We start from the raw sequence: 19,872 nt of genomic DNA on the forward strand, positions 1-19,872 counted from the left end.
TGGGAGCCTGCCATGTCGGTCGATCCGCAAAAACTTCTCCGCGAGCTGTTCGACACAGCCATCGCCGCCGCCCACCCCCGTCAAGTCCTCGAACCCTACCTGCCCGCCGATCGCAGCGGCCGGGTTATCGTCATCGGCGCCGGCAAGGCCGCAGCCGCCATGGCCGAAGTGGTCGAGAAAAGCTGGCAGGGCGAAGTCTCCGGCCTGGTCGTGACCCGTTACGGCCACGGCGCCAACTGCCAGAAGATCGAGGTGGTCGAAGCCGCCCACCCGGTCCCGGACGCTGCCGGCCTGGCGGTGGCCAAGCGCGTGCTGGAACTGGTCAGCAACCTCAACGAAGAAGACCGCGTCATCTTCCTGCTGTCTGGCGGTGGCTCGGCGCTGCTGGCCCTGCCTGCCGAAGGCCTGACCCTGGCCGACAAGCAGCAGATCAACAAGGCACTGCTGAAATCCGGCGCCACCATCGGCGAGATGAACTGCGTGCGCAAGCACCTCTCGGCGATCAAGGGCGGGCGCCTGGCCAAGGCCTGCTGGCCGGCCACGGTCTACACCTATGCCATTTCCGATGTACCGGGCGACCTCGCCACGGTAATTGCCTCCGGCCCCACCGTGGCCGACCCGAGCACCTCGGCCGACGCCCTGGCCATCCTCAAACGCTACAACATCGAAGCGCCCAAAGCGGTCATCGATTGGCTGAACAACCCGGCCTCGGAAACCGTCAAGGCCGATGACCCGGCCTTGGCCCGCAGCCACTTCCAGTTGATCGCCAAACCCCAGCAGTCGCTCGAGGCCGCCGCGGTCAAAGCCCGTCAGGCCGGCTTCAGCCCGCTGATCCTCGGCGACCTGGAAGGCGAATCACGCGAAGTGGCCAAGGTGCATGCCGGTATCGCCCGACAAATCGTTCAGCACGGCCAGCCGCTCAAAGCGCCCTGCGTGATCCTGTCGGGCGGCGAAACCACTGTGACCGTGCGCGGCAATGGCCGTGGCGGGCGCAACGCCGAGTTCCTGCTCAGCCTCACCGAAAGCCTGAAAGGCCTGCCGGGCGTATACGCCCTGGCCGGCGACACCGATGGTATCGATGGCTCGGAAGAAAACGCCGGCGCCTTGATGACCCCAACCAGCTACGACCGCGCCGAAGCATTGGGCCTGTCGGCCAGCGACGAGCTGGACAACAACAACGGCTACGGCTACTTCGCCGCGCTGGATGCGCTGATCGTCACCGAACCGACCCGCACCAACGTCAACGACTTCCGCGCCATCCTGATCCTCGAGACTGCCCAATCATGACGCCTGATAAAAAAGTAAAGATCCTTGCCACCCTTGGCCCTGCGATCAACGGCATCGACGATATCCGCCAGCTGGTCGAAGCCGGGGTGAACATCTTCCGCCTCAACTTCAGCCATGGCGAGCATGCCGACCACGCCCTGCGCTACCAGTGGATCCGCGAAGTCGAACAACAACTGAACTACCCGCTGGGCATCCTCATGGACCTGCAAGGGCCGAAGCTGCGCGTTGGTCGCTTTGCCGAAGGCAAGGTGCAGCTGCAACGCGGCCAGGCCCTGCGCCTGGACCTGGACAAAACCCCGGGCGACAGCCGCCGGGTCAACCTGCCGCACCCCGAAATCATCGCCGCCCTCGAACCCGGCATGGACCTGCTGCTGGACGACGGCAAGCTGCGCCTGCGCGTGACCGCCAAGCACAGCGACGCCATCGACACCGAGGTGTTGAACGGTGGCGAGCTTTCCGACCGCAAGGGCGTCAACGTACCGCAAGCGGTGCTAGACCTCTCCCCGCTCACCGAAAAAGACCGCCGCGACCTGGCCTTTGGCCTGGAGCTGGGTGTGGACTGGGTCGCCCTGTCGTTCGTGCAGCGCCCGGAAGACATCGTCGAAGCGCGCCAGCTGATTGGCGACCGCGCCTACCTGATGGCCAAGATCGAGAAGCCATCGGCAGTAGAACAACTGCAAGCCATCGCCGAGCTGGCAGACGCGATCATGGTGGCCCGTGGTGACCTGGGCGTGGAAGTACCGGCCGAAAGCGTGCCGCAGATCCAGAAGCGCATCATCGGCACCTGCCGCCAGCTGGGCAAACCCGTGGTGGTGGCCACGCAGATGCTCGAGTCGATGCGTTTCTCGCCAGCGCCAACCCGTGCCGAAGTCACCGACGTGGCCAACGCGGTGGCCGAAGGTGCCGATGCTGTGATGCTGTCGGCCGAGACGGCGTCGGGCGACTACCCGCTGGAAGCCGTGCAGATGATGAGCAAGATCATCCGCCAGGTTGAAAACGGCCCGGACTACCAGGCCCAGCTCGACGTCAGCCGGCCAAAGGCCGAAGCGACCGTGTCGGATGCCATCAGCTGCGCCATCCGCCGAATCAGCGGCATTCTGCCGGTGGCGGTGCTGGTCAACTACAGCGAGTCGGGCGCCTCGACCCTGCGCGCGGCGCGCGAGCGGCCACGGGCACCGATCCTCAATCTGACGCCCAACCTGAACACCGCGCGGCGCCTGAGCGTGGCCTGGGGTGTGCATTCGGTGGTCAACGACCGCCTGCGTCAGGTGGATGAGGTTGTGTCTACTGCGCTGGAAATTGCCCAGGCGCAAGGCATGGCCAGCCGTGGCGACACGCTGCTGATCACCGCTGGCGTGCCTTTCGGCAAGCCGGGTACGACTAACACGCTGCGGATCGAGACTTTGATCTGAGATTGCCGGGGCGCGTTGCGCCCCTTTCGCGACACAAGGCCGCTCTACCCGACCGCGGAAAACCGAGGCCCAAAGAGGCCCACCGCTCCCCCATCAACCTCACTGACTGCCCCATGTACACCAAAAATTTCGTCAACCCGTGCCCCGACTGGGCCACGGCGTTACTCAACGGCTTCAGCCAGGTGCTGCTGCTGCGCAACCCCCTGTGCGGCCTGTGCTGCCTGCTGGCCATCCTGCTGACGGCGCCCAACCTGGTCGGCGGTGCGCTGCTTGGCGCCCTGGCCGGCCTGCTCACCGCCCAGGCACGCGGCTATGACCGTGCCGACCGCCAGGCCGGGCTGTACTGCTACAACGGCGTGCTGATCGGCACCCTGATCAGCGCCGTGCTGCCCTGGTCGGCCATATTGCCCCCCCTGATCATCGCCGCCGGCGGCCTGTCCAGCATCATCACGCACCAGTGGCGCAAGCGCGGCGGCAAGTTGCTGGTCGCCTACACCGCCCCCTTCGTCATGCTCGGCTGGGCCACACTGCTAATCGCCAGCCCCTCGCCCAGCGGCTTCGTCGAAGCTGACCCGCTGTACGCGTTGGCCCGCGGCATAGGCCAGATCTTCCTGCTCGACCAGCCCTTGGCCGGGTTGTTGATCATCGTCGGCATGTTCATTACCAATCCCTATGCGGCGATGTGGGCTGTAATCGGTTCAGCCATTGGTGGCGGCGTGGCGTTGCTCGCCGATCAGGCACAGGCGGCGTGGCTGGGGCTGTACGGGTTCAATGCGGCATTGGCGGCGTTAGCCTTCAGCCGCCAGCATGAAAGAGCCTGGGTAACACTGGCTGCGATAGTTTTGGCACTGCTGCTGCATTCGATGTTCACACACCTGCCCATACCAGGACTTACCGCGCCCTTTGTCGTCGCTTGCTGGCTGATGCTCCTGGGTAGCCGTGCTTCACACTCACTGTTCGACAGCAGTCAAAGCCAAGACATAAAGCGACGATTGAGATAGCCATAAACTGATAGGGAGGCTCATTGAGCCTCTCGCCACCTGAAAGGGAATTGATACACCCAGAACTTAGTGTCACCCACGTGGAGAGCGCGGTATTCTATAGGGCTGAAAAATCCACCTCCCATTTACATCCTGTCTGTATCCACCGAAAGTAAAACCTGCCTCCCTCATGTTCGCCGCTCTTACACCCGAAGCCTGCACCACCACACCATCCTTAATCCAACCTTCGACCATTGCCCTTGGTTCAAGCCTCATCGAAACGCTCTGTCGGAGCCCCATCTCCCCGTAATGCACAACCATGGTCCTACCATCAGTAACCGGTTTATAGATCCATACAGATTGATGCCGATTTAACCCATCCTGGACAACAGGCGCCAAAGAGCGGGGCAATAAATGCTCTGAGAGGCTTGCGCTAACGTTTATGCCTTGGACCGAATTCTCGAGGGCCGCCGCTTGTCTTACATGACCGGGCAAAACTCTCATAACCCTATTTACCATTCGTCCGGGCAGAAAACTCAAAAGTTTAGTTCCAATTCGTCCTAGCAGTGCCCAAGACTGTCCTGTTGGATCCACACGATTCACAGGGTCACCGCTGCAATAACAGTAGGCATTGATCCCGCCATCACCAAAGGGGCTCAAGCTATCAGCACGACTGAAACGCCGAAGTGATGGGATGTAGAATCGATGGCCATTACCCAACGGGTAAGCTGTAGTGACCAGGTCACGCCACTGACCGTTGAACCCGATCATTGGCCTGCCGTTGCTTATCGCTGAATATCCATAGGCAGAAAACGCTTCATTCACAAAATGATCACACCGCACAGTCGCACTCACGGTATTTGCACCATCGACCAGCAATAAAGCTGAAGAGGCGTCTTTCTGAAACAATGCCTGCCCTCCAGCCTGCAGCAGGCGTTCATTATCTTGACCAGAGACACAAACCATCTGATCTAACTGATAAAACAAGCCAACGCGTGCACGATGCTGCCTTGAATTTGACATAGCCACGCTCCGATCAACCCTGCGGTTCTCATGATTAGCGTTTTTTCACTCACCGCCTACTGGCATTTCTACCAGTTCGCCAGCTCTGCGTCGGCTTGTGCATCTCACCCGCGCACTTTAGTGTTGATCATCAACGTCAAGCATCAGGTATCCCATGTCTTCGCAATCTTTACGCGAACGCCTCTACATCATGGTCTTCCAGACCGACACCGTAGCCGGTCGCCGCTTCGACAAGATCCTCCTGCTGATCATCCTGGCCAGCCTGGTCACCGTCATTCTCGACAGCATCGACGAGGTGCACCAAGGCTACGCCGGCCTGTTGGCTGGCATCGAGTGGGGCTTTACCGCGATATTCCTGGCCGAATACATCACCCGCCTGTACTGCTCGCCCAAGCCGCTGCGCTACGCCTTCAGTTTCTACGGCCTGGTCGATTTACTGGCGATCGTGCCGGGGATCCTCGCGCTGTACTACAGCGACGCCCAGTACCTGTTGATCATCCGCGTGATACGGATGCTGCGGATCTTCCGCGTGCTCAAGCTCGGCCAGTACCTGAAGCAGGCCAACTACCTGCTGGAAGCGCTGCGCGGCAGCAAGCAGAAGATCATCGTGTTCCTGGTGACGGTATCGACGCTGGTGACGGTGTTCGGCACGCTGATGTACGTGATCGAAGGGCCTGAGCATGGCTTTACCAGCATCCCCAAAGGCATCTACTGGGCCATCGTCACCCTGACCACAGTGGGCTTTGGCGACATCGTGCCGAAGACCCCGCTGGGGCAGGTGCTGTCGTCGCTGGTGATGATCACCGGTTACTCGATCATCGCCGTGCCGACCGGCATCTTCACTGCCGAGCTAGCCAATGCCATGCGCGGGGAGCAGCTGCAGCATGATTGCCCGACCTGCCACAAGAAGACCCACGAGCCTGGGGCGGCGTTCTGCTCTCGCTGTGGGAATGGGTTGTTTCCCAAAGCGTGATAGCGCCTGCGCCGGGCTCTTCGCGGGTAAACGCGCCCCTACAGGATAACCACAGGCCCGGACCGTGCGCGGTCCCTGTAGGAGCGGGTTTACCCGCGAAGAGGCCGGCACGGGCAGAAGCATAACCAAAGCATTTTTTGTTCTTTAACCCGTATAAACCCACCCGCTATAGTCGCTGGCAATCTGCCCCAACAACCTTCAAGAACAAGGAAGCATCGTGAAAAAACTCTTCACCGCCTCGCTGCTCGCCGCAGGCCTGGCCCTGGGCAACCTCGCCCAGGCCGCCCCCACCCTGCTCAACGTTTCCTACGACGTGATGCGCGACTTCTACAAGGACTACAACCCGGCCTTCCAGAAGCACTGGGAAGCCGAGCACAACGAGAAGGTCAACGTGCAGATGTCCTTCGGCGGCTCGAGCAAGCAGGCCCGTGCGGTGATCGATGGCCTGCCGGCCGATGTCATCACCATGAACATGGCCACCGACATCAACGCCCTGGCAGACAACGGCAAGCTGGTGCCCGACAACTGGGTAACCCGCCTGCCGAACAACAGCGCGCCGTTCACCTCGGCCACTGTGTTCATCGTGCGCAAGGGCAACCCGAAAGCCCTGAAAGACTGGCCCGACCTGCTCAAGGACGGTGTGCAGGTGATCGTGCCCAACCCGAAAACCTCGGGTAATGGCCGCTATACCTACCTGTCGGCCTGGGGCTACGTACTCAAGCAAGGCGGCGATGAAAGCAAAGCCCGCGACTTCGTCGGCAAGCTGTTCAAGCAGGCACCCGTGCTGGACACCGGTGGCCGTGCGGCCACCACCACGTTCATGACCAACCAGATCGGTGACGTACTGGTCACCTTCGAAAACGAAGCCGAGATGATCGCCCGCGAGTTCGGCCGCGACCAGTTCGAAGTCGTTTACCCAAGCGTATCGGCCGAAGCCGAGCCACCGGTGACGGTGGTCGACAAGGTGGTGGCCAGGAAAGGCACCCAGGCCGTAGCCGAGGAATACCTGAAGTACCTGTGGTCACCCGCAGCCCAGGAGATCGCCGCCAACAACTACCTGCGCCCGCGTGATGCGACGGTACTGGCCAAGTACACCGACCGCTTCCCGAAAGTGGACTTCCTGTCGGTGGAGAAAACCTTCGGTGACTGGCGCACCGTGCAGAAGACCCACTTCAATGATGGTGGGGTGTTTGACCAGATCTATACCAACCAATAGCCGTAAGGGGGCATCTGGCCTAATGCCAGTCAGTTAAGACAGACTCATTGACCTTTAGCCTGTAGGCCGCAAAATCCGACGCTTGGAAACGAGCATCGGATTTTTTATGCGCCTGTCAAAAGCCCTCTCTCTGAAACACCACATTAGATGCTCCTGCGGTATCAGGACTTCGCCGACATAACGCTGTTCCAGATGCAAGGCCGCACGCTGATCATACAATTGCCCCAATAATAGGCGCATGCCACCTCTCCAAATTTAAAGCAGCACAAATCCAGACCCGAAACTATTCAACTAAACAGTTCCGGGCCGAGCATTATTTGACTAAATTAAGAAGAAACTTGCTGTTCGGCAGAAACTGTCGAATACCTTCGAAAGTTCACAAACACCAACAGTGCGATGACCACGAGTACCCCCATGGTGGCCATCATTACCGAGGACACCGCTTGGTCGAACGCCAATCGCGCATTCACAGCGATTTCCTGCCCCAGCGGGGCGGGCATTTGCGCGGCAGCGGCTAGCGCGCTGTCGATCCCGTCCTGCAGGCGCGCCGCGTCGGCGGCCTGCTCGGGCACGACCAGCGAGCGGCTGTACACCACCGACATCAGGCTACCCATGAAGGCGATGCCCAACCCTCCTCCCAGCTCGTAGGAAATTTCCTCGGCCGAAGCGGCCATCCCCGCTCGCTCCGGCGGCGCGCTGGCCATGATGGTGGTGGACGCCCCGGTCATACTCGCCCCTACGCAAGCACCCATGACGAACAGCAGCAGCAGTTGCAGGGCGACCGACTGGCTGAAACTGTACATGAACAGGCCAATGGCACCGGCGTAGATCAACAGTGCGAGCACCAGGAACCGATCACAACGGACCTTGGGCAGCAACCAGCCGCTTAACGGACCGGCCACGATCGCTCCCACGGAAAGGGGCAGGAAATAAAGGCCGGTCTCGAGCGGGGATAGCCCGACAACCAGTTGCAGGCGCTGGCTCAGTACCAGGTTGATGCCCATCAGGCAGCCGGCCGCGGCCAGGCTGGCGATGACCGCAGAGGAGAACGCGGGGCTGCGGAAAATCTGCAGGTCGATCAACGGAAAACCACGCTTGCGCTGCCCGCGCACGAACATCCAGCCGAAGCCCGCGCAGATGGCCAACGCCCCCAGCGCCGCCACCAGCGAGGGCTCGGGCTTGGCGAATTCCTTGATCAGGTACGCCAGGCTGATGAGCCCTACCATCGCCTGAAGGGAGCCAAGCAAGTCCCATGGCCCGGCGTTGGCCTGTTGCGTGTTCCTGATCAGCAGCAAGGACAACACCAGGGCCACCAGCACGATGGGCACGTTGATCAGAAACACGGAACCCCACCAGAAATGCTCGAGCAGCGCCCCCCCTATCAGCGGACCAATCGCTGCACCACCGGAAGCCACGGCCGTCCAGACGCCGATGGCAAAACCACGCTCACGCTCATCCTCGAAGGTCAGGCTGATGATCGCCAGCGTGGCCGGCATCATGGCCGCCGCACCGACGCCCAGCGCGCCCCTAGCCAGGATTAGCAGCGCAGAAGATGGCGCGAATGCAGCCAGAAGCGACGCCGCACCGAACAGCACAAGGCCGATCACGAACAATCGCTGGTGGCCGATGCGATCACCCAAGGTGCCAGCACCCAGCAACAAGCCGGCGACGACCAGGGGATACATGTTGATGATCCACAGCTTTTCGGAGGTAGATGCCCCGAGCGCATGGGTAAGTGTGGGCAAGGCGATGTAAAGGACCGTCATGTCGATCGCAACCAATAGCAAGGCGAAGGACAGGACGGCCAATACGAGCCATCGCTGGTAAGTGTTGAACATTGGCATTCTCCCTGCCTTGATCAAGCCGATCACTGATTGTCGGCGCCGCATCCAAATAGGAACTCGGATCCTAGTAGACGGCCAACTTCATTGCAAATATTAAAAATTGTAAAAACAATTAATCCTCACACAATGAATATAAATAAATTATACCCGTAAGATAAATCCTACATTAACGGATGAATAATGACGTATTTATAATAGAACTCCATCACCTTGAGTGCTCCTCCACGCCCGCATCCGAAAAAACCGGCGGATTCGCCAGCCGCTCGGCGAACGCCAGCGCCGGGGCATGCAAGGACAACTCTTCGATTAGGAACTGCAGCCCGATGCCTGGGTCGTTGGCACAGGCCAGTAAGGTGCCGAACAACTGGTAACCCGCCTGCCGGACAACAGCGTGCCGTTCACCTCGGCTCATACAAGGGATGCGCGGGTACGCCCCTGTAAGGAGCTGCTGCGCAGCCTCGCCCACGCGCTACTGCGCATCGACATGGCCGTTACCTTCATCGAGCTGCTGGGGCGCATCTGGGGCTTCTCGGTGGTCGATTTCGCCCTGAGCAACAGCCTGGGCCAGGCGATCAGCAACTCGCTGTCGAGCATTGCCTTGATCCTGCTGGTCACCTGGCTGCTGTGGGTGGTACTCGATACGGACATCCAGGAAGCACTCAAGCCCCCGTCGGCCGCCGCAGCGCGCGTCAGCCGAGCACCCGGGTGCGGACCATCCTGCCGATGCTGCACAATGCGATCAAAGTGGTCCTGATCGTCATCTACACCATCACCACCATGGCCAACCTGGGCACCAACGTCGCGCCGTTCCTGGCCGGTGCCGGGGTGATCGGCCTGGCCATCGGCTTCGGCTCGCAGCAGCTGGTGCACGATGTGATTACCGGGTTGTTCATCCTCATCGAGGATTCCATTTCCATCGGCGACTGGGTAGTGCTCGATTCCGGCCATACCGGTACAGTCGAAAGCCTGACGATCCGTAGCGGCTGCGCGATGGCAAAGGCTTCGTGCACTCGGTGCCGTTTGGTCAGATCAAGGCGGTTACCAACCAGTCGCGGCAGTTCGCCTATGCGTTCTTCTCGGTGCAGTTCACTTACGACAGTGATGTGGATGCGTCACTCGCGCTGATCCATGAGGTGGGCAAGTCGATCAGCGAAGACCCGCTGCTGCGCATCAACCTGCAAGGGCCGTTACAGGTATCCGGGGTGGACCGCTTTGCCCAGGTGTACCCGCTGCCGCTGCAGGCCCTGGGGGCTTGAATTCGCCTGCACCGGCCCTTTCGCGGGCTCGCCCGCGAAGCTTCCAGCAAGGGCAGCATCAAACCTGACGGAATACCAAGGCCTTCAGCCCGCCAGCCGGGTCCACATCCGGAAACTCCGGCGGGTTTTCCAACCGCTCGACAAACGCCAGCGAAGGCGCCTGCTCTGCCATTCCCTCGATCAGGAATTCCGGCCCGATGCCCGGGTCGTTGACACACGCCAGCACCGTCCCGCCTTCGCTCAACAACTCCGGCAAACGCCGCAGGATCTTTGCGTAATCCTGGGTCAGCACAAAGCTGCCACGCTGGAAGGTCGGCGGGTCGATGATGATCAGGTCATAAGGCCCGTACTTGCGCACCTTGCCCCACGACTTGAATAGTTCATGCCCCAGGTACGCCACCCGCGATGCATCGTGGCCATTGAGGCGATGGTTGTCCCGGCCCCGCGACAGGGCCGACTTGGCCATGTCCAGGTTCACCACCTGCTCAGCGCCACCGGCAATCGCTGCCACGGAAAAGCCGCAGGTATAGGCGAACAGGTTGAGCACGCGCTTGCCCGCCGCCTGCTCGCGCACCCAGCGGCGGCCATAGCGCATGTCGAGGAACAGGCCGTTGTTTTGCCGCACGCCCAAGTCCAGTAGGTAGGTCAGGCCGTCCTCGATCACTTCGCGTTGCTGGCACGGCTCGCCCAGCAGCCACTGGCCCGGGCTGTCGGGCAGGTAGCGGTGCTGGATGATGACTGCCTGCCCCGTCCACTGCGGGCGCTCGGCCAAGCTGCGCAGCATGGCTTCCAGTTCGGCGAGCTGGCCTTCGGGCGGCTCACGGAACAAGGCGACCGACAGCACGCCCTGCAGCCAGTCGACGGTGACCTGCTCCAGGCCCTGCCAGCAGCGGCCGCGCCCGTGAAACAGGCGGCGGGTTTCCTGTGGGGCAGGGTCGAGGGCGGCAAGCAGGTGTTGCTCAAGGGTGTCGATGGGCGAGGTCATGGCGGATCGCAGGCTGGCAAAAAGCGGCATTCTACCTTGCGGGCCTCTTCGCGGGTAAACCCGCGCCTACAGGATGCCGCGCCGAGCGGAACCACCACCCCTGCTGCATGCCCGCCGCCGCCAGCAGGATCAACCCCACGCCCAGCCACTGCAGCGGCGCCAGGCGGTGCCCGAACGCCACCCAGTCCACCAGAATTGCCGCAATCGGGTAAATGAACGACAGCGCACCGGTCAACGCCGTGGGCAAACGCTGGATGGCGCTGTACAACAGCACATACATCAGGCCGGTGTGCACCATCCCCAGTGTCAACAAGCTGGCCAACGCCGGCACTTCGACCGGCAACCCGCCAAGCGTGACCCATGGCGCCAGCAGCAACACACCCGTGGTTACCTGAATCAGCGCAATCAGGTGCGGGGGCGTGCCACTCAGGCGCTTGATGATCAAGGCCGCGATTGCATACAGAAACGCCGCCCCCAGCGCCAGGGCAATCCCCAGCAGATAGTCCTCGCCATTACTTTGCCCAGCACCATGGGCACTGACGATGGCCAGCATGCCGAGGAACGCCACACTCAGCCAGGTCACCTTGGCCAAGGTGATCTTTTCGCCCAGAAACAGCGCCGCCAGCCCCACCAGAATGAATGGCTGCACGTTGTAAACCGCCGTGCCGATGGCAATCGACGCCCGTGCGTACGAAGCGAACAACAGCAGCCAGTTGCCGACAATGGCCACCCCGCTGGCAATCGCCAGCAAAAATGCCGTGCGGCTGATCACGCCTGGGCGCAGAAAGCCAAACGCGGCGCAAATCGCCAGCAAGGTCACGGCACCGAACACGCAGCGCCAGAACACCACATCCAGCACCGGCTGGCCGGACACCAGCACGAACCAGCCAATGGTCCCGGAAATCAGCATGGCGGCCACCATTTCCAGCGAGCCACGGCGCAATGAACTGTCCATCTCAAACCTCCCTTTGATAATGGCAACAGTATGCAAAGGCTGCAGGCTGGCCATCCAGCGGATAACCAAGGCATTTTCGCCAACCTACCTTTACTATCAAGGCAGATAACACGAATTACCTGATGAGGTGAGCATGACCGATGCCATTGACCAATTATTGATCAACGCACTGATGGAGGACTCGCGCCGCTCGCTCAAGGCTCTGGCGCAGGTCAGCGGGCTGTCCGCACCCAGCGTCAGCGAGCGCCTGCGCCGGCTGGAAGAGCGTGGTGTGCTGCGCGGCTATACCGTGGAGGTCGACCCACGCGCCTTTGGCTACCAGTTGCAGGCGATCGTGCGCATCCGTCCGCTACCGGGGAAGCTGCAAGAAGTGGAGCGCCAGATCATTGCCATCCCTGAGTTCACCGAATGCGACAAGGTCATTGGCGAAGACTGCTTCGTCGCCCGACTGCATGTGCGCTCGATGGAGCAGCTGGACACGCTGCTCGACCTCATGAATGTGCTGGCTGAGACCAATACCGCGATCATCAAGAAGACCCCGGTCAAGCGGCGGTTGCCGCCAATGGATTGATTGGCCTCTGTACTGGCCTCCTTGCAGGGGTGCCCGCGAAGAGGTCAACACAGAAAAGTTGACTATTTTTTGTACACAAAAACGTAACCATAGGTGCCATTTTTGTGTGCACTTTCTTCAGTAGCGCCCCAATTCGTTACACACTTTCCACCCGTTATTTTGACCAAATGATCAACTAATCAATCTTTCAAAAATTTAAACTTGTTCGTTTGGTCAACTTATATTCTCTGTATTTCATCAACTTACCTTTCAAAAAGATAAGTTAGAAATGATCGCCTGTTGAAACCTGCTCTTCCTTTGGCATGGAACTCGCTTTTGTGTGTTCGTGTTTTGTATACAACTTAAACAAAACATAGGTACACAAGAATCCGCGACGCCGACCCAATGTCAGCCGCCGCGCCCACAACCCTGTGATGCCAACGCTGCACCGACGAGATGGCGAGCCCGTGCGCATGCCCGCTCATCGCAGTCCATGTGCATCAGGAGCCCGCCGGAATGAGTAGCAGCCTCGACCTTGCCCCTGAACAATCCGTCGCCAGCACACACCCCGCGTCCACGCTTGCCGGCCACCAGCCGGACCTTGTTCTCAGCCCGCGCCTGCATAACCGCGACCTGGCGCCCACGCGTATGGAAGGCCGTCGCTGGGGCGGCTACAGCATCTTCGCGTTGTGGACAAACGATGTGCACAATATCGCCAACTATTCGTTCGCCATGGGCTTGTTCGCCCTCGGCCTGGGCGGCTGGCAAATTCTGCTGTCGCTGGCCATCGGCGCGGCACTGGTGTACTTCTTCATGAACCTGTCGGGTTATATGGGGCAGAAAACCGGGGTACCGTTCCCGGTCATCAGCCGCATTGCTTTCGGCATCCACGGCGCGCAGATCCCGGCGCTGATCCGTGCCGTCATCGCCATCGCCTGGTTCGGCATCCAGACCTACCTGGCATCGGTGGTGCTGCGGGTGCTGCTCACCGCCGTGTGGCCGCAACTTGCAGCCTACGACCACGACAGCATCCTCGGCCTGTCGAGCCTGGGCTGGGTATGTTTCGTATCGATCTGGCTGGTACAGCTGGTGATCCTGGCCTACGGCATGGAGATGGTGCGCCGTTACGAGGCCTTTGCCGGGCCAGTGATCCTGCTGACCGTCGCCGCCCTGGCGGTGTTCATGTACTTCAAGGCCGACGCGCGCATTGCCTGGTCGGTGGCTATCCCGCTGACCGGCTACGAGATGTGGCGCAACATCTTCGCCGGCGGCGCACTGTGGCTGGCGATCTACGGCACCCTGGTGCTGAACTTCTGTGACTTCGCCCGCTCCTCGCCTTGCCGCAAGACCATCCGCGTCGGCAACTTCTGGGGCCTGCCGGTGAACATCCTGGTGTTCGCCGTGATCACCGTGGTGCTGTGCGGCGCGCAATTCCAGATCAACGGCCAGATCATCGACAGCCCGACGCAGATCGTTGCCGCCATACCCAGCACGCCATTCCTGGTGCTCGGCTGCCTGGCCTTCCTGATCGTCACCGTGGCGGTGAACATCATGGCCAACTTCGTCGCCCCGGCCTTCGTACTCAGCAACCTGGCGCCGCGCCATCTCAACTTCCGCCGTGCCGGGCTGATCAGCGCCACCCTGGCGGTGCTGATTTTGCCGTGGAACCTGTACAACAGCCCGCTGGTGATCGTGTACTTCCTATCGGGCCTGGGCGCCCTGCTCGGCCCGCTGTACGGCGTGATCATGTCCGACTACTGGTTGCTGCGCAAAGGCTGCATCAACGTGCCAGAGCTGTATACCGAGCACCCGGCCGGCGCCTATCACTACAGCAAGGGCATCAACCTGCGTGCCGTGGCCGCCTTCGTGCCGGCCGCACTGCTGGCCATCGTGCTGGCACTGGTGCCCAACTTCCAGGGTATCGCGCCGTTCTCCTGGCTGATCGGTGCCGGCATCGCCGCCGCCCTCTATCTGTTGATCGCCCCACGCAACCGCCAATACCACGACATCAGCGGCGAGTGCATCGCCGTCGACCACAGCAGCCATTAGTCAGGGAGGACTGCCCATGCGCATTCTGATCGCCAACGTCAACACTACCGAAGCCATCACCCACGCCATTGCCGAACAGGCCCGTGCGGTGGCCGCACCCGGTACCGAAATCGTCGGCCTCACACCCTGGTTCGGCGCCGAATCGGTGGAGGGCAACTTCGAGAGCTACCTGGCGGCCATCGCGGTGATGGACCGGGTCCTGGCCTTTGAAGGGCCCTACGATGCCGTGATCCAGGCCGGTTATGGCGAACATGGCCGCGAAGGCCTGCAGGAACTGCTCAACGTGCCTGTGGTGGACATTACCGACGCCGCCGCCAGCACGGCAATGTATTTGGGCCACGCCTATTCCGTAGTAACCACGCTCGACCGCACCGTGCCACTGATCGAGGACCGCCTGAAGCTCTCGGGCCTGTATGACCGCTGCGCCTCGGTGCGAGCCAGCGGGCTGGCGGTGCTGGAACTGGAAGCCGACCCGCTGCGGGCGGTGGAGGCGATTGTCGGGCAGGCCGAACGCGCCGTGCGTGACGACAAGGCCGAGGTGATTTGCCTGGGTTGTGGCGGCATGGCCGGGCTGGACGAGCAGATTCGCCAACGCACCGGCGTGCCGGTGGTGGATGGTGTGAGTGCAGCGGTGACCATTGCCGAATCGCTGGTGCGCATGGGTTTGAGCACGTCCAAAGTGCGCACCTATGCGACGCCACGGGCGAAGAAAGTGGTGGGCTGGCCGATGCGCTTTGGCCGCTAGATATTCTTCGCCTGTACCGGCCTCTTCGCGGCTAAAGCCGCTCCTACAGGACCACCCACACGCCTGAATACCGTTGGGGTCCTCGTAGGAGCGGCTTTAGCCGCGAAGAGGCCGGCCCGGTTAACGCATCATCCGGGCCAAACGCTGCGCACTGCCACAGGCCAAGGTGAACCCCAACGCCCCATGCCCCAGGTTCAGCCACAGGTTGCGATACACCGTCCCACCTATGATCGGCACCCCGGTCGGTGTCGCTGGTCGCATCCCCGCCCACTCCACCGCCTGGCCATAATCCGCCGCCCTCGGCAGCGTCTCCAGCGCCAGCCGCCGCATGCTCTGCAAACGGCGCATGTCCACCGACTCGTCGAACCCGACAATGTCCACCATCGCCGCTACCCGCAGCTGCTGCCCCAGGCGTGCATAGACGATCTTGCGCTCATAGTCGGTAAGGCTCACCTCCGGGGGCAGGTGCCCGGCGCTGATCGGTGCGGTCAGGCTGTAGCCCTTCAGCGGGTAAACCGGTATATGCACTCCCGGTAATGCCAAGCCTGGACCGCGATGCCCGGCACACAGCACCAACTGCTCCACGTCCAGCTGCTGATCACCCAGTTGCAGTGCCACGACCTGGCCCTGGCGCTGAACCAATTGCGTCACCGGCCGGCCAAGCAGGAAACGGCACTGGCCCGACGCGCGCAATAGCGCCTCCAGCCGCAAGCAAAACAGGTGACAATCGCCAACCTCTTCGCCCGCCGTGAACACGCCACCCACAAACGGTGCGCCATCCAGGGCAGGCTCCAACCCGCGCAGCTCGGCAGCCGCCAGCACCTGTTGACTGGACGGGTCCGTCAACTGTTCCCGGCCTTGGGCAAAGGCCCGTTCACTGCGAAAAGCCACCAACTTGCCATTGCGCCGCCAGGCGAAATCCCCCAGGTTCTGGTGTTCACGCCACTGCGCCAGAACGGCCTGGCTGTAAAGCGCGAGCTCAAGCAATTGCCCGGCATTACGGCGATTGACGCTACGCCTGCAAGCCAGGGTGAATGCCAGCAGCCAGCGCCACTGGGCCGGGTCCATGCGCAAGCGCAAGCGCAATGGCGACTCGCCCTGCAACAGCCAGCCCAGCGCCTGCCACGGCACCCCGGCATCAGCCAGCGGCGCCACATAGCGATAAGACAATTGCCCGCCATTGGCAAAGCTGGTGGCCGACGCCAGGCTGTCGCGGGCCTCGATCAGATCAACCGACCCCCCTTCCCTCACCAGCGCGTAAGCCGTCGCCAGGCCCACCACTCCGCCACCGATCACCGTTACCCGCTGCTTCATTGCTCATCCCTGTTCCGGCTTCCTTGCCAAACAGTACCAGCGGATCAGGTCGGGCAGCTATGCGCACCGTCATTCAGGCCCTGACGCACATTGCGGCTCAGCAGGCTGGCCTTGCCATCGTGCCAGGTCAGGGTCAGTACGTAGAGGGTGTCGAAGTCTTCGCCGCTCCAGTCCTCGGTGATCACCCGCTCCTCCCCCAGGGCCTTGCCGGCCACCGTGTTGATCAGTTCCGGCAGGTAGCCGTGGGACCAGGCGGTATAGATGGTCGCATTGCGGTATTTGTTGCTCAGCAACTCATCGGCCAGTTCAGCGGTATCGTTGGCGCCGTAGTCGATATTCACCGGCAAGCCGAGGCGGATGGCACTGGGGGTGATGGTCATCAATGGGCGGATGTAGCTGTAGCTTTCATCCCTGCTGCCTTCCTCGACATGCCGCGTGGGGTTGGCGGCAAACACATAGTCGGCCTTGCCGAAGCGCTCGGGCAGTACAGTGGCCAGGTCCAGCGCACGGTTGAGGCCTTGGCAGTTCAACTGCCCGAGCCCCTCGCCCGGCTTCTCGCCATGACGCAGAAACACCAGGGTCTGGGTGCCATCCACCGGTTGTGCCCGGCTTTCGACAGCCTCCAGCGCCAGCGGCGCGGCGATGGCAGTGAGCACCAGGCTCAGCAGCAAGTGACGGCGACGGCGAAAGAATGTTGGCAACTTCATAAAGGCAGGCTCGTGTGGCAGAGAAAATCGGGTTTACCCGCCACATCGCCCATCCGCTAGAGGGCATCCTTGTAGTGAATGCCATCCTTGGCACGAGTGAGGGTCAGAGTGCCCTGAACCCGTTTGGTTCCTCCCTGGAGGTGAATGCCGTTCCCTGGGCAAGGCCTAGGTTAGGGGCTGGGTGTTGCGCAATTGTGTAAGGTGCAAGAACCTCGAGTTGCAACGCGAACACTCAATCATCCCGCGTGAGCACTTCCAGCAGTTCAATCTCGAAGGTCAGGTCCGAATTTGGCGGGATCGCCCCCACGCTGCGTTCGCCATACCCCAGGTGCGCCGGTACCAGCAGCTTGCGCTTACCGCCTACGCGCATGCCCATCAGGCCTTGGTCCCAGCCTTTGATTACCCTGCCGGTACCGATCACGCACTGGAACGGCTTACCGCGCGACCAGGACGAGTCGAACTCGCTGCCATCGGCCAGCCAGCCGGTGTACTGGGTGGTGATCAGGGCACCTTTGACGGCGGCTTTGCCGTCTCCCTCGACCAGGTCGATGATCTGCAGTTCTTGGCTCACGGGTACACTCCAAAACGCTGAAAAACAAGACCGCCCTTTTCTCAGGAATGCACCGGTTTGGCAAGTTCACGCAGAATTGTACGGAGGCATTCGCCGACGGAATGCCTCCGTACAGACATGACGTTGAATCAGCTGTTCTGCTCGAACACCTCTTGGCCGGACAGCTCTTTGGTCTGATTGGCGAAGCAGTACCACGCGGGTTTCTGTTCGACGAAGATCTGCAGGTCGAAATCCCAGGCGTGGTCGCCATCGAGCAGGCCGACCGGCACGGCATGGAAGTCGTTGGCCTTGAGCCGGTAGTACAGGTGGGTACCACAGCGGCCACAGAAAGCACGCTGGGCCCAGTCGGACGAATCATAGACGCTCGGCGCACGACCTTCGATCAGCGGAGGCTTGCTGCAGTGCACTACCAGCAGCGGGCCGCCGGTCCACTTGCGGCACATGCTGCAATGACAAGCGCTGATATGGGTATTGTCGACGGTGACCGTCAGCCGCGTGTCGCCGCACAGGCAGGTGCCTTGTTTTTCCAGGGCCATGGGTGGCTCCTTGAACGGAAAGATGGGCCTGCAATTATAGAAGCCCCCCAGGGCATCGCACGCCATACTAGATGTACACATTGCCCCGCAGGTACAACGCCGCCCGCCCACTGATGATCACGCGGCCATTGCCCGGCACTTCACACTGCAACTGCCCTTTGCGTGCCCCGCCCTGCTCGCAGCTCAGCACGTTCTTGCCCAGCCTTTGGGCCCATAACGGCGCCAGCGAGGTATGTGCCGAACCGGTTACCGGGTCCTCATTCACACCAACCCGCGGGCCGAACCAGCGGGTGACGAAGTCAAAGCCACGCCCTACCGCGGTCACGGCAATGCCACGGACGTCGAAGGCCGATAGCGCAACAAAGTCGGGTTTCAACGTTTCGAGCAGCATGGCGTCATCGATCACCACCACATAATCGTCGCTACGGTACACCGCATTCGCCTGGCTCAAGCCCAGCGCCTGCAAAAGACCCGCTGGCATGTCGACCGCTACGGGTTGCTTGGCGGGGAAGTCCATGGCCAGCAGGCCATCAGCGCCACGGCTGACGCGCAACTCGCCACTGCGGGTATTGAAGCGCAGCACTTGCGCCTGCTCACCCAGTTGCTCGAACAGCACGTAAGCCGAGGCCAAGGTAGCATGGCCGCACAGGTCGACTTCCACGGTGGGGGTGAACCAACGCAGGTCGATCGTTTCGCCTTTGCGCACGAAGTAGGCTGTTTCTGACAGGCTGTTTTCTTCAGCGATGCGCTGCAGCACATCGTCCGGCAGCCAGCTGTCCAGCGGGATCACTGCGGCCGGGTTGCCACCGAACGGTTCAGTGGAAAAGGCATCGACCTGGAAGATTTCGAGTTGCATGCACACACTCCTTGTTACCCGGGCGCTGCCAGGCAGATATCTGGAAAAAGGGTTAAGGGCGTACCGGGGTCAAAACTGGCTCACCGGCAAAGAACGCCTGCAGGTTGCGCAGCACCAAGGCCACCGTGTCGCGCGCGGCTTCTGGCGATTGGCCAGCCACGTGGGGTGTGAGCACGGTGTTGGGCAAGGCCTTGAGTGCATCGGGCACTGTCGGCTCGTCGTCGAATACGCAGTTGCGGCGAGGGGCACGGATCAGGTGGTAGCCGGCCTGCTCCAGCATGGGCAGGTAATCGTCGACGGTTTCCACCAGTACCAGGACTGCCTTGCTCATGCCACCTCCGGGTGAATTCGAGGCGTCATTATGCGGAGTCACCGGCCAGTACAGTCAATGGAAATAACAAGGCAAAACTGTACTGTGCTGTTGCTGTTGCTGCGTTGCTGTTGCTGTTGCTGTTGCTGTTGCTGTTGCTGTTGCTGTTGATCTTGATCTTGATCTTGATCTTGATCTTCGCGACTTCAGGAGGCCGAACGTAGGCCTTGCGGAGGGAGGTGACGGGCATGGATGCCCGTCAAGCGCTGGGCCCCAGGATGGGGCCTGCAGCGCGGTCCTCCC

The 19,872-nt window shown here is 61.4% G+C and carries 18 protein-coding genes and 3 pseudogenes; 9 read left to right on the forward strand and 12 right to left on the reverse strand.

Translation table 11 applies throughout. The features are described from left to right. The first annotated feature begins 12 nt into the window (after positions 1 to 12). The 3 genes from QYE47_RS13990 (at position 13) to QYE47_RS14000 (ending at position 3,700) form a co-directional block, all read left to right on the forward strand. A complete protein-coding gene (locus QYE47_RS13990; protein WP_014590193.1) occupies positions 13 to 1,287 on the forward strand; it encodes a glycerate kinase in 1,275 nt (424 codons plus the stop codon). Then, positions 1,284 to 2,699: a pyruvate kinase gene (pyk, locus tag QYE47_RS13995; protein WP_014590192.1), complete on the forward strand. Its 1,416-nt coding sequence runs from the start codon at positions 1,284 to 1,286 to the stop codon at positions 2,697 to 2,699. Before QYE47_RS13990 ends, pyk begins: the two co-directional genes overlap by 4 nt. A gap of 113 nt (positions 2,700 to 2,812) precedes the next feature. Beyond that, positions 2,813 to 3,700, forward strand: a complete 888-nt coding sequence (locus QYE47_RS14000) for an urea transporter (protein ID WP_070383587.1) — start codon at positions 2,813 to 2,815, stop codon at positions 3,698 to 3,700. 72 nt (positions 3,701 to 3,772) lie between these two features. On the opposite strand, the gene QYE47_RS14005 is transcribed toward QYE47_RS14000, so the two are convergent. Further along, complete coding sequence (locus tag QYE47_RS14005) at positions 3,773 to 4,702, reverse strand: RHS repeat-associated core domain-containing protein (RefSeq protein ID WP_080557773.1); 930 nt, start codon at positions 4,700 to 4,702, stop codon at positions 3,773 to 3,775. 154 nt (positions 4,703 to 4,856) lie between these two features. Here QYE47_RS14005 and QYE47_RS14010 point away from each other — a divergent pair, with 154 nt between their 5' ends. Both QYE47_RS14010 and QYE47_RS14015 read left to right on the forward strand, forming a co-directional pair. Then, entirely contained in the window at positions 4,857 to 5,675 is an 819-nt protein-coding gene (locus tag QYE47_RS14010; RefSeq protein WP_014590190.1) for an ion transporter, read from the forward strand. A gap of 217 nt (positions 5,676 to 5,892) precedes the next feature. After that, entirely contained in the window at positions 5,893 to 6,891 is a 999-nt protein-coding gene (locus QYE47_RS14015; RefSeq protein ID WP_014590189.1) for a sulfate ABC transporter substrate-binding protein, read from the forward strand. Between the two features lie 326 nt (positions 6,892 to 7,217). Here the strand turns inward: QYE47_RS14015 and QYE47_RS14020 are convergent, their stop codons facing one another. Continuing rightward, positions 7,218 to 8,729 (reverse strand): MFS transporter, encoded by a 1,512-nt coding sequence (locus QYE47_RS14020; protein ID WP_070383586.1) that lies wholly within the window; start codon positions 8,727 to 8,729, stop codon positions 7,218 to 7,220. Between the two features lie 211 nt (positions 8,730 to 8,940). Further along, positions 8,941 to 9,093: pseudogene (locus QYE47_RS14025) on the reverse strand (class I SAM-dependent methyltransferase); the annotation flags it as partial. 90 nt (positions 9,094 to 9,183) lie between these two features. Between QYE47_RS14025 and QYE47_RS14030 the strand changes: the two are divergent. Beyond that, positions 9,184 to 9,991, forward strand: a pseudogene (locus tag QYE47_RS14030) (mechanosensitive ion channel family protein); the annotation flags it as partial. A gap of 58 nt (positions 9,992 to 10,049) precedes the next feature. On the opposite strand, the gene QYE47_RS14035 reads toward QYE47_RS14030, so the two are convergent. Together QYE47_RS14035 and QYE47_RS14040 are read right to left on the reverse strand one after the other, a co-directional pair. After that, on the reverse strand, positions 10,050 to 11,006 hold the full coding sequence (locus tag QYE47_RS14035) for a class I SAM-dependent methyltransferase (protein WP_070383584.1): 957 nt from the start codon (positions 11,004 to 11,006) through the stop codon (positions 10,050 to 10,052). 1 nt (position 11,007) lies between these two features. After that, positions 11,008 to 11,931, reverse strand: coding sequence for a DMT family transporter (locus QYE47_RS14040; protein WP_070383583.1), 924 nt, complete (start codon positions 11,929 to 11,931; stop codon positions 11,008 to 11,010). A 133-nt stretch (positions 11,932 to 12,064) separates the two neighbouring features. On the opposite strand from QYE47_RS14040, the gene QYE47_RS14045 reads away from it, so the two are divergent. The 3 genes from QYE47_RS14045 to QYE47_RS14055 all read left to right on the forward strand — a co-directional run bounded on the left by QYE47_RS14045 (position 12,065) and on the right by QYE47_RS14055 (position 15,275). Then, the gene (locus QYE47_RS14045) at positions 12,065 to 12,502 is read left to right on the forward strand and encodes an Lrp/AsnC family transcriptional regulator (RefSeq protein ID WP_003254357.1); all 438 of its coding nucleotides are present in this window, start codon (positions 12,065 to 12,067) and stop codon (positions 12,500 to 12,502) included. Positions 12,503 to 12,997: 495 nt separating this feature from the next. Further along, positions 12,998 to 14,530: an NCS1 family nucleobase:cation symporter-1 gene (locus QYE47_RS14050; protein ID WP_110160108.1), complete on the forward strand. Its 1,533-nt coding sequence runs from the start codon at positions 12,998 to 13,000 to the stop codon at positions 14,528 to 14,530. Positions 14,531 to 14,546: 16 nt separating this feature from the next. Then, positions 14,547 to 15,275, forward strand: a complete 729-nt coding sequence (locus tag QYE47_RS14055; RefSeq protein ID WP_014590181.1) for an aspartate/glutamate racemase family protein — start codon at positions 14,547 to 14,549, stop codon at positions 15,273 to 15,275. A 120-nt stretch (positions 15,276 to 15,395) separates the two neighbouring features. Here the strand turns inward: QYE47_RS14055 and QYE47_RS14060 are convergent, their stop codons facing one another. From QYE47_RS14060 to QYE47_RS14090, 7 genes and pseudogenes are all read right to left on the reverse strand, one after another. Continuing rightward, a complete protein-coding gene (locus QYE47_RS14060; protein ID WP_070383581.1) occupies positions 15,396 to 16,589 on the reverse strand; it encodes a D-amino acid dehydrogenase in 1,194 nt (397 codons plus the stop codon). Positions 16,590 to 16,633: 44 nt separating this feature from the next. Then, on the reverse strand, positions 16,634 to 17,296 hold the full coding sequence (locus QYE47_RS14065; protein WP_014590179.1) for a histidine phosphatase family protein: 663 nt from the start codon (positions 17,294 to 17,296) through the stop codon (positions 16,634 to 16,636). Between the two features lie 232 nt (positions 17,297 to 17,528). Next, positions 17,529 to 17,867: an FKBP-type peptidyl-prolyl cis-trans isomerase gene (locus QYE47_RS14070; RefSeq protein WP_003254365.1), complete on the reverse strand. Its 339-nt coding sequence runs from the start codon at positions 17,865 to 17,867 to the stop codon at positions 17,529 to 17,531. Between the two features lie 128 nt (positions 17,868 to 17,995). Continuing rightward, a complete protein-coding gene (locus QYE47_RS14075) occupies positions 17,996 to 18,403 on the reverse strand; it encodes a GFA family protein (RefSeq protein WP_014590177.1) in 408 nt (135 codons plus the stop codon). 67 nt (positions 18,404 to 18,470) lie between these two features. Next, complete coding sequence (locus tag QYE47_RS14080; RefSeq protein ID WP_070383580.1) at positions 18,471 to 19,259, reverse strand: PhzF family phenazine biosynthesis protein; 789 nt, start codon at positions 19,257 to 19,259, stop codon at positions 18,471 to 18,473. 52 nt (positions 19,260 to 19,311) lie between these two features. Continuing rightward, positions 19,312 to 19,488 (reverse strand): annotated as a pseudogene (locus QYE47_RS14085) (2-hydroxyacid dehydrogenase); the annotation flags it as partial. A 130-nt stretch (positions 19,489 to 19,618) separates the two neighbouring features. Continuing rightward, on the reverse strand, positions 19,619 to 19,819 hold the full coding sequence (locus QYE47_RS14090; protein ID WP_155766696.1) for a hypothetical protein: 201 nt from the start codon (positions 19,817 to 19,819) through the stop codon (positions 19,619 to 19,621). Positions 19,820 to 19,872 lie beyond the last annotated feature (53 nt).

It is taken from the genome of Pseudomonas sp. 2,4-D (assembly GCF_030418155.1).
Classification (GTDB): Bacteria; Pseudomonadota; Gammaproteobacteria; order Pseudomonadales; family Pseudomonadaceae; genus Aquipseudomonas; species Aquipseudomonas alloputida.

Coding starts and splice junctions, on each gene's coding strand:
- QYE47_RS14045 (WP_003254357.1), top strand. CDS start 12,065: ATGACCGATGCCATTGACCAATTATTGATCAACGCACTGATGGAGGAC.
- QYE47_RS14060 (WP_070383581.1), bottom strand. CDS start 16,589: ATGAAGCAGCGGGTAACGGTGATCGGTGGCGGAGTGGTGGGCCTGGCG.
- QYE47_RS14055 (WP_014590181.1), top strand. CDS start 14,547: ATGCGCATTCTGATCGCCAACGTCAACACTACCGAAGCCATCACCCAC.
- pyk (WP_014590192.1), top strand. CDS start 1,284: ATGACGCCTGATAAAAAAGTAAAGATCCTTGCCACCCTTGGCCCTGCG.
- QYE47_RS14075 (WP_014590177.1), bottom strand. CDS start 18,403: ATGGCCCTGGAAAAACAAGGCACCTGCCTGTGCGGCGACACGCGGCTG.
- QYE47_RS14010 (WP_014590190.1), top strand. CDS start 4,857: ATGTCTTCGCAATCTTTACGCGAACGCCTCTACATCATGGTCTTCCAG.
- QYE47_RS14020 (WP_070383586.1), bottom strand. CDS start 8,729: ATGTTCAACACTTACCAGCGATGGCTCGTATTGGCCGTCCTGTCCTTC.
- QYE47_RS14040 (WP_070383583.1), bottom strand. CDS start 11,931: ATGGACAGTTCATTGCGCCGTGGCTCGCTGGAAATGGTGGCCGCCATG.
- QYE47_RS14080 (WP_070383580.1), bottom strand. CDS start 19,259: ATGCAACTCGAAATCTTCCAGGTCGATGCCTTTTCCACTGAACCGTTC.
- QYE47_RS14035 (WP_070383584.1), bottom strand. CDS start 11,006: ATGCCGCTTTTTGCCAGCCTGCGATCCGCCATGACCTCGCCCATCGAC.
- QYE47_RS14050 (WP_110160108.1), top strand. CDS start 12,998: ATGAGTAGCAGCCTCGACCTTGCCCCTGAACAATCCGTCGCCAGCACA.
- QYE47_RS14000 (WP_070383587.1), top strand. CDS start 2,813: ATGTACACCAAAAATTTCGTCAACCCGTGCCCCGACTGGGCCACGGCG.
- QYE47_RS13990 (WP_014590193.1), top strand. CDS start 13: ATGTCGGTCGATCCGCAAAAACTTCTCCGCGAGCTGTTCGACACAGCC.
- QYE47_RS14090 (WP_155766696.1), bottom strand. CDS start 19,819: ATGCCCGTCACCTCCCTCCGCAAGGCCTACGTTCGGCCTCCTGAAGTC.
- QYE47_RS14005 (WP_080557773.1), bottom strand. CDS start 4,702: ATGTCAAATTCAAGGCAGCATCGTGCACGCGTTGGCTTGTTTTATCAG.
- QYE47_RS14065 (WP_014590179.1), bottom strand. CDS start 17,296: ATGAAGTTGCCAACATTCTTTCGCCGTCGCCGTCACTTGCTGCTGAGC.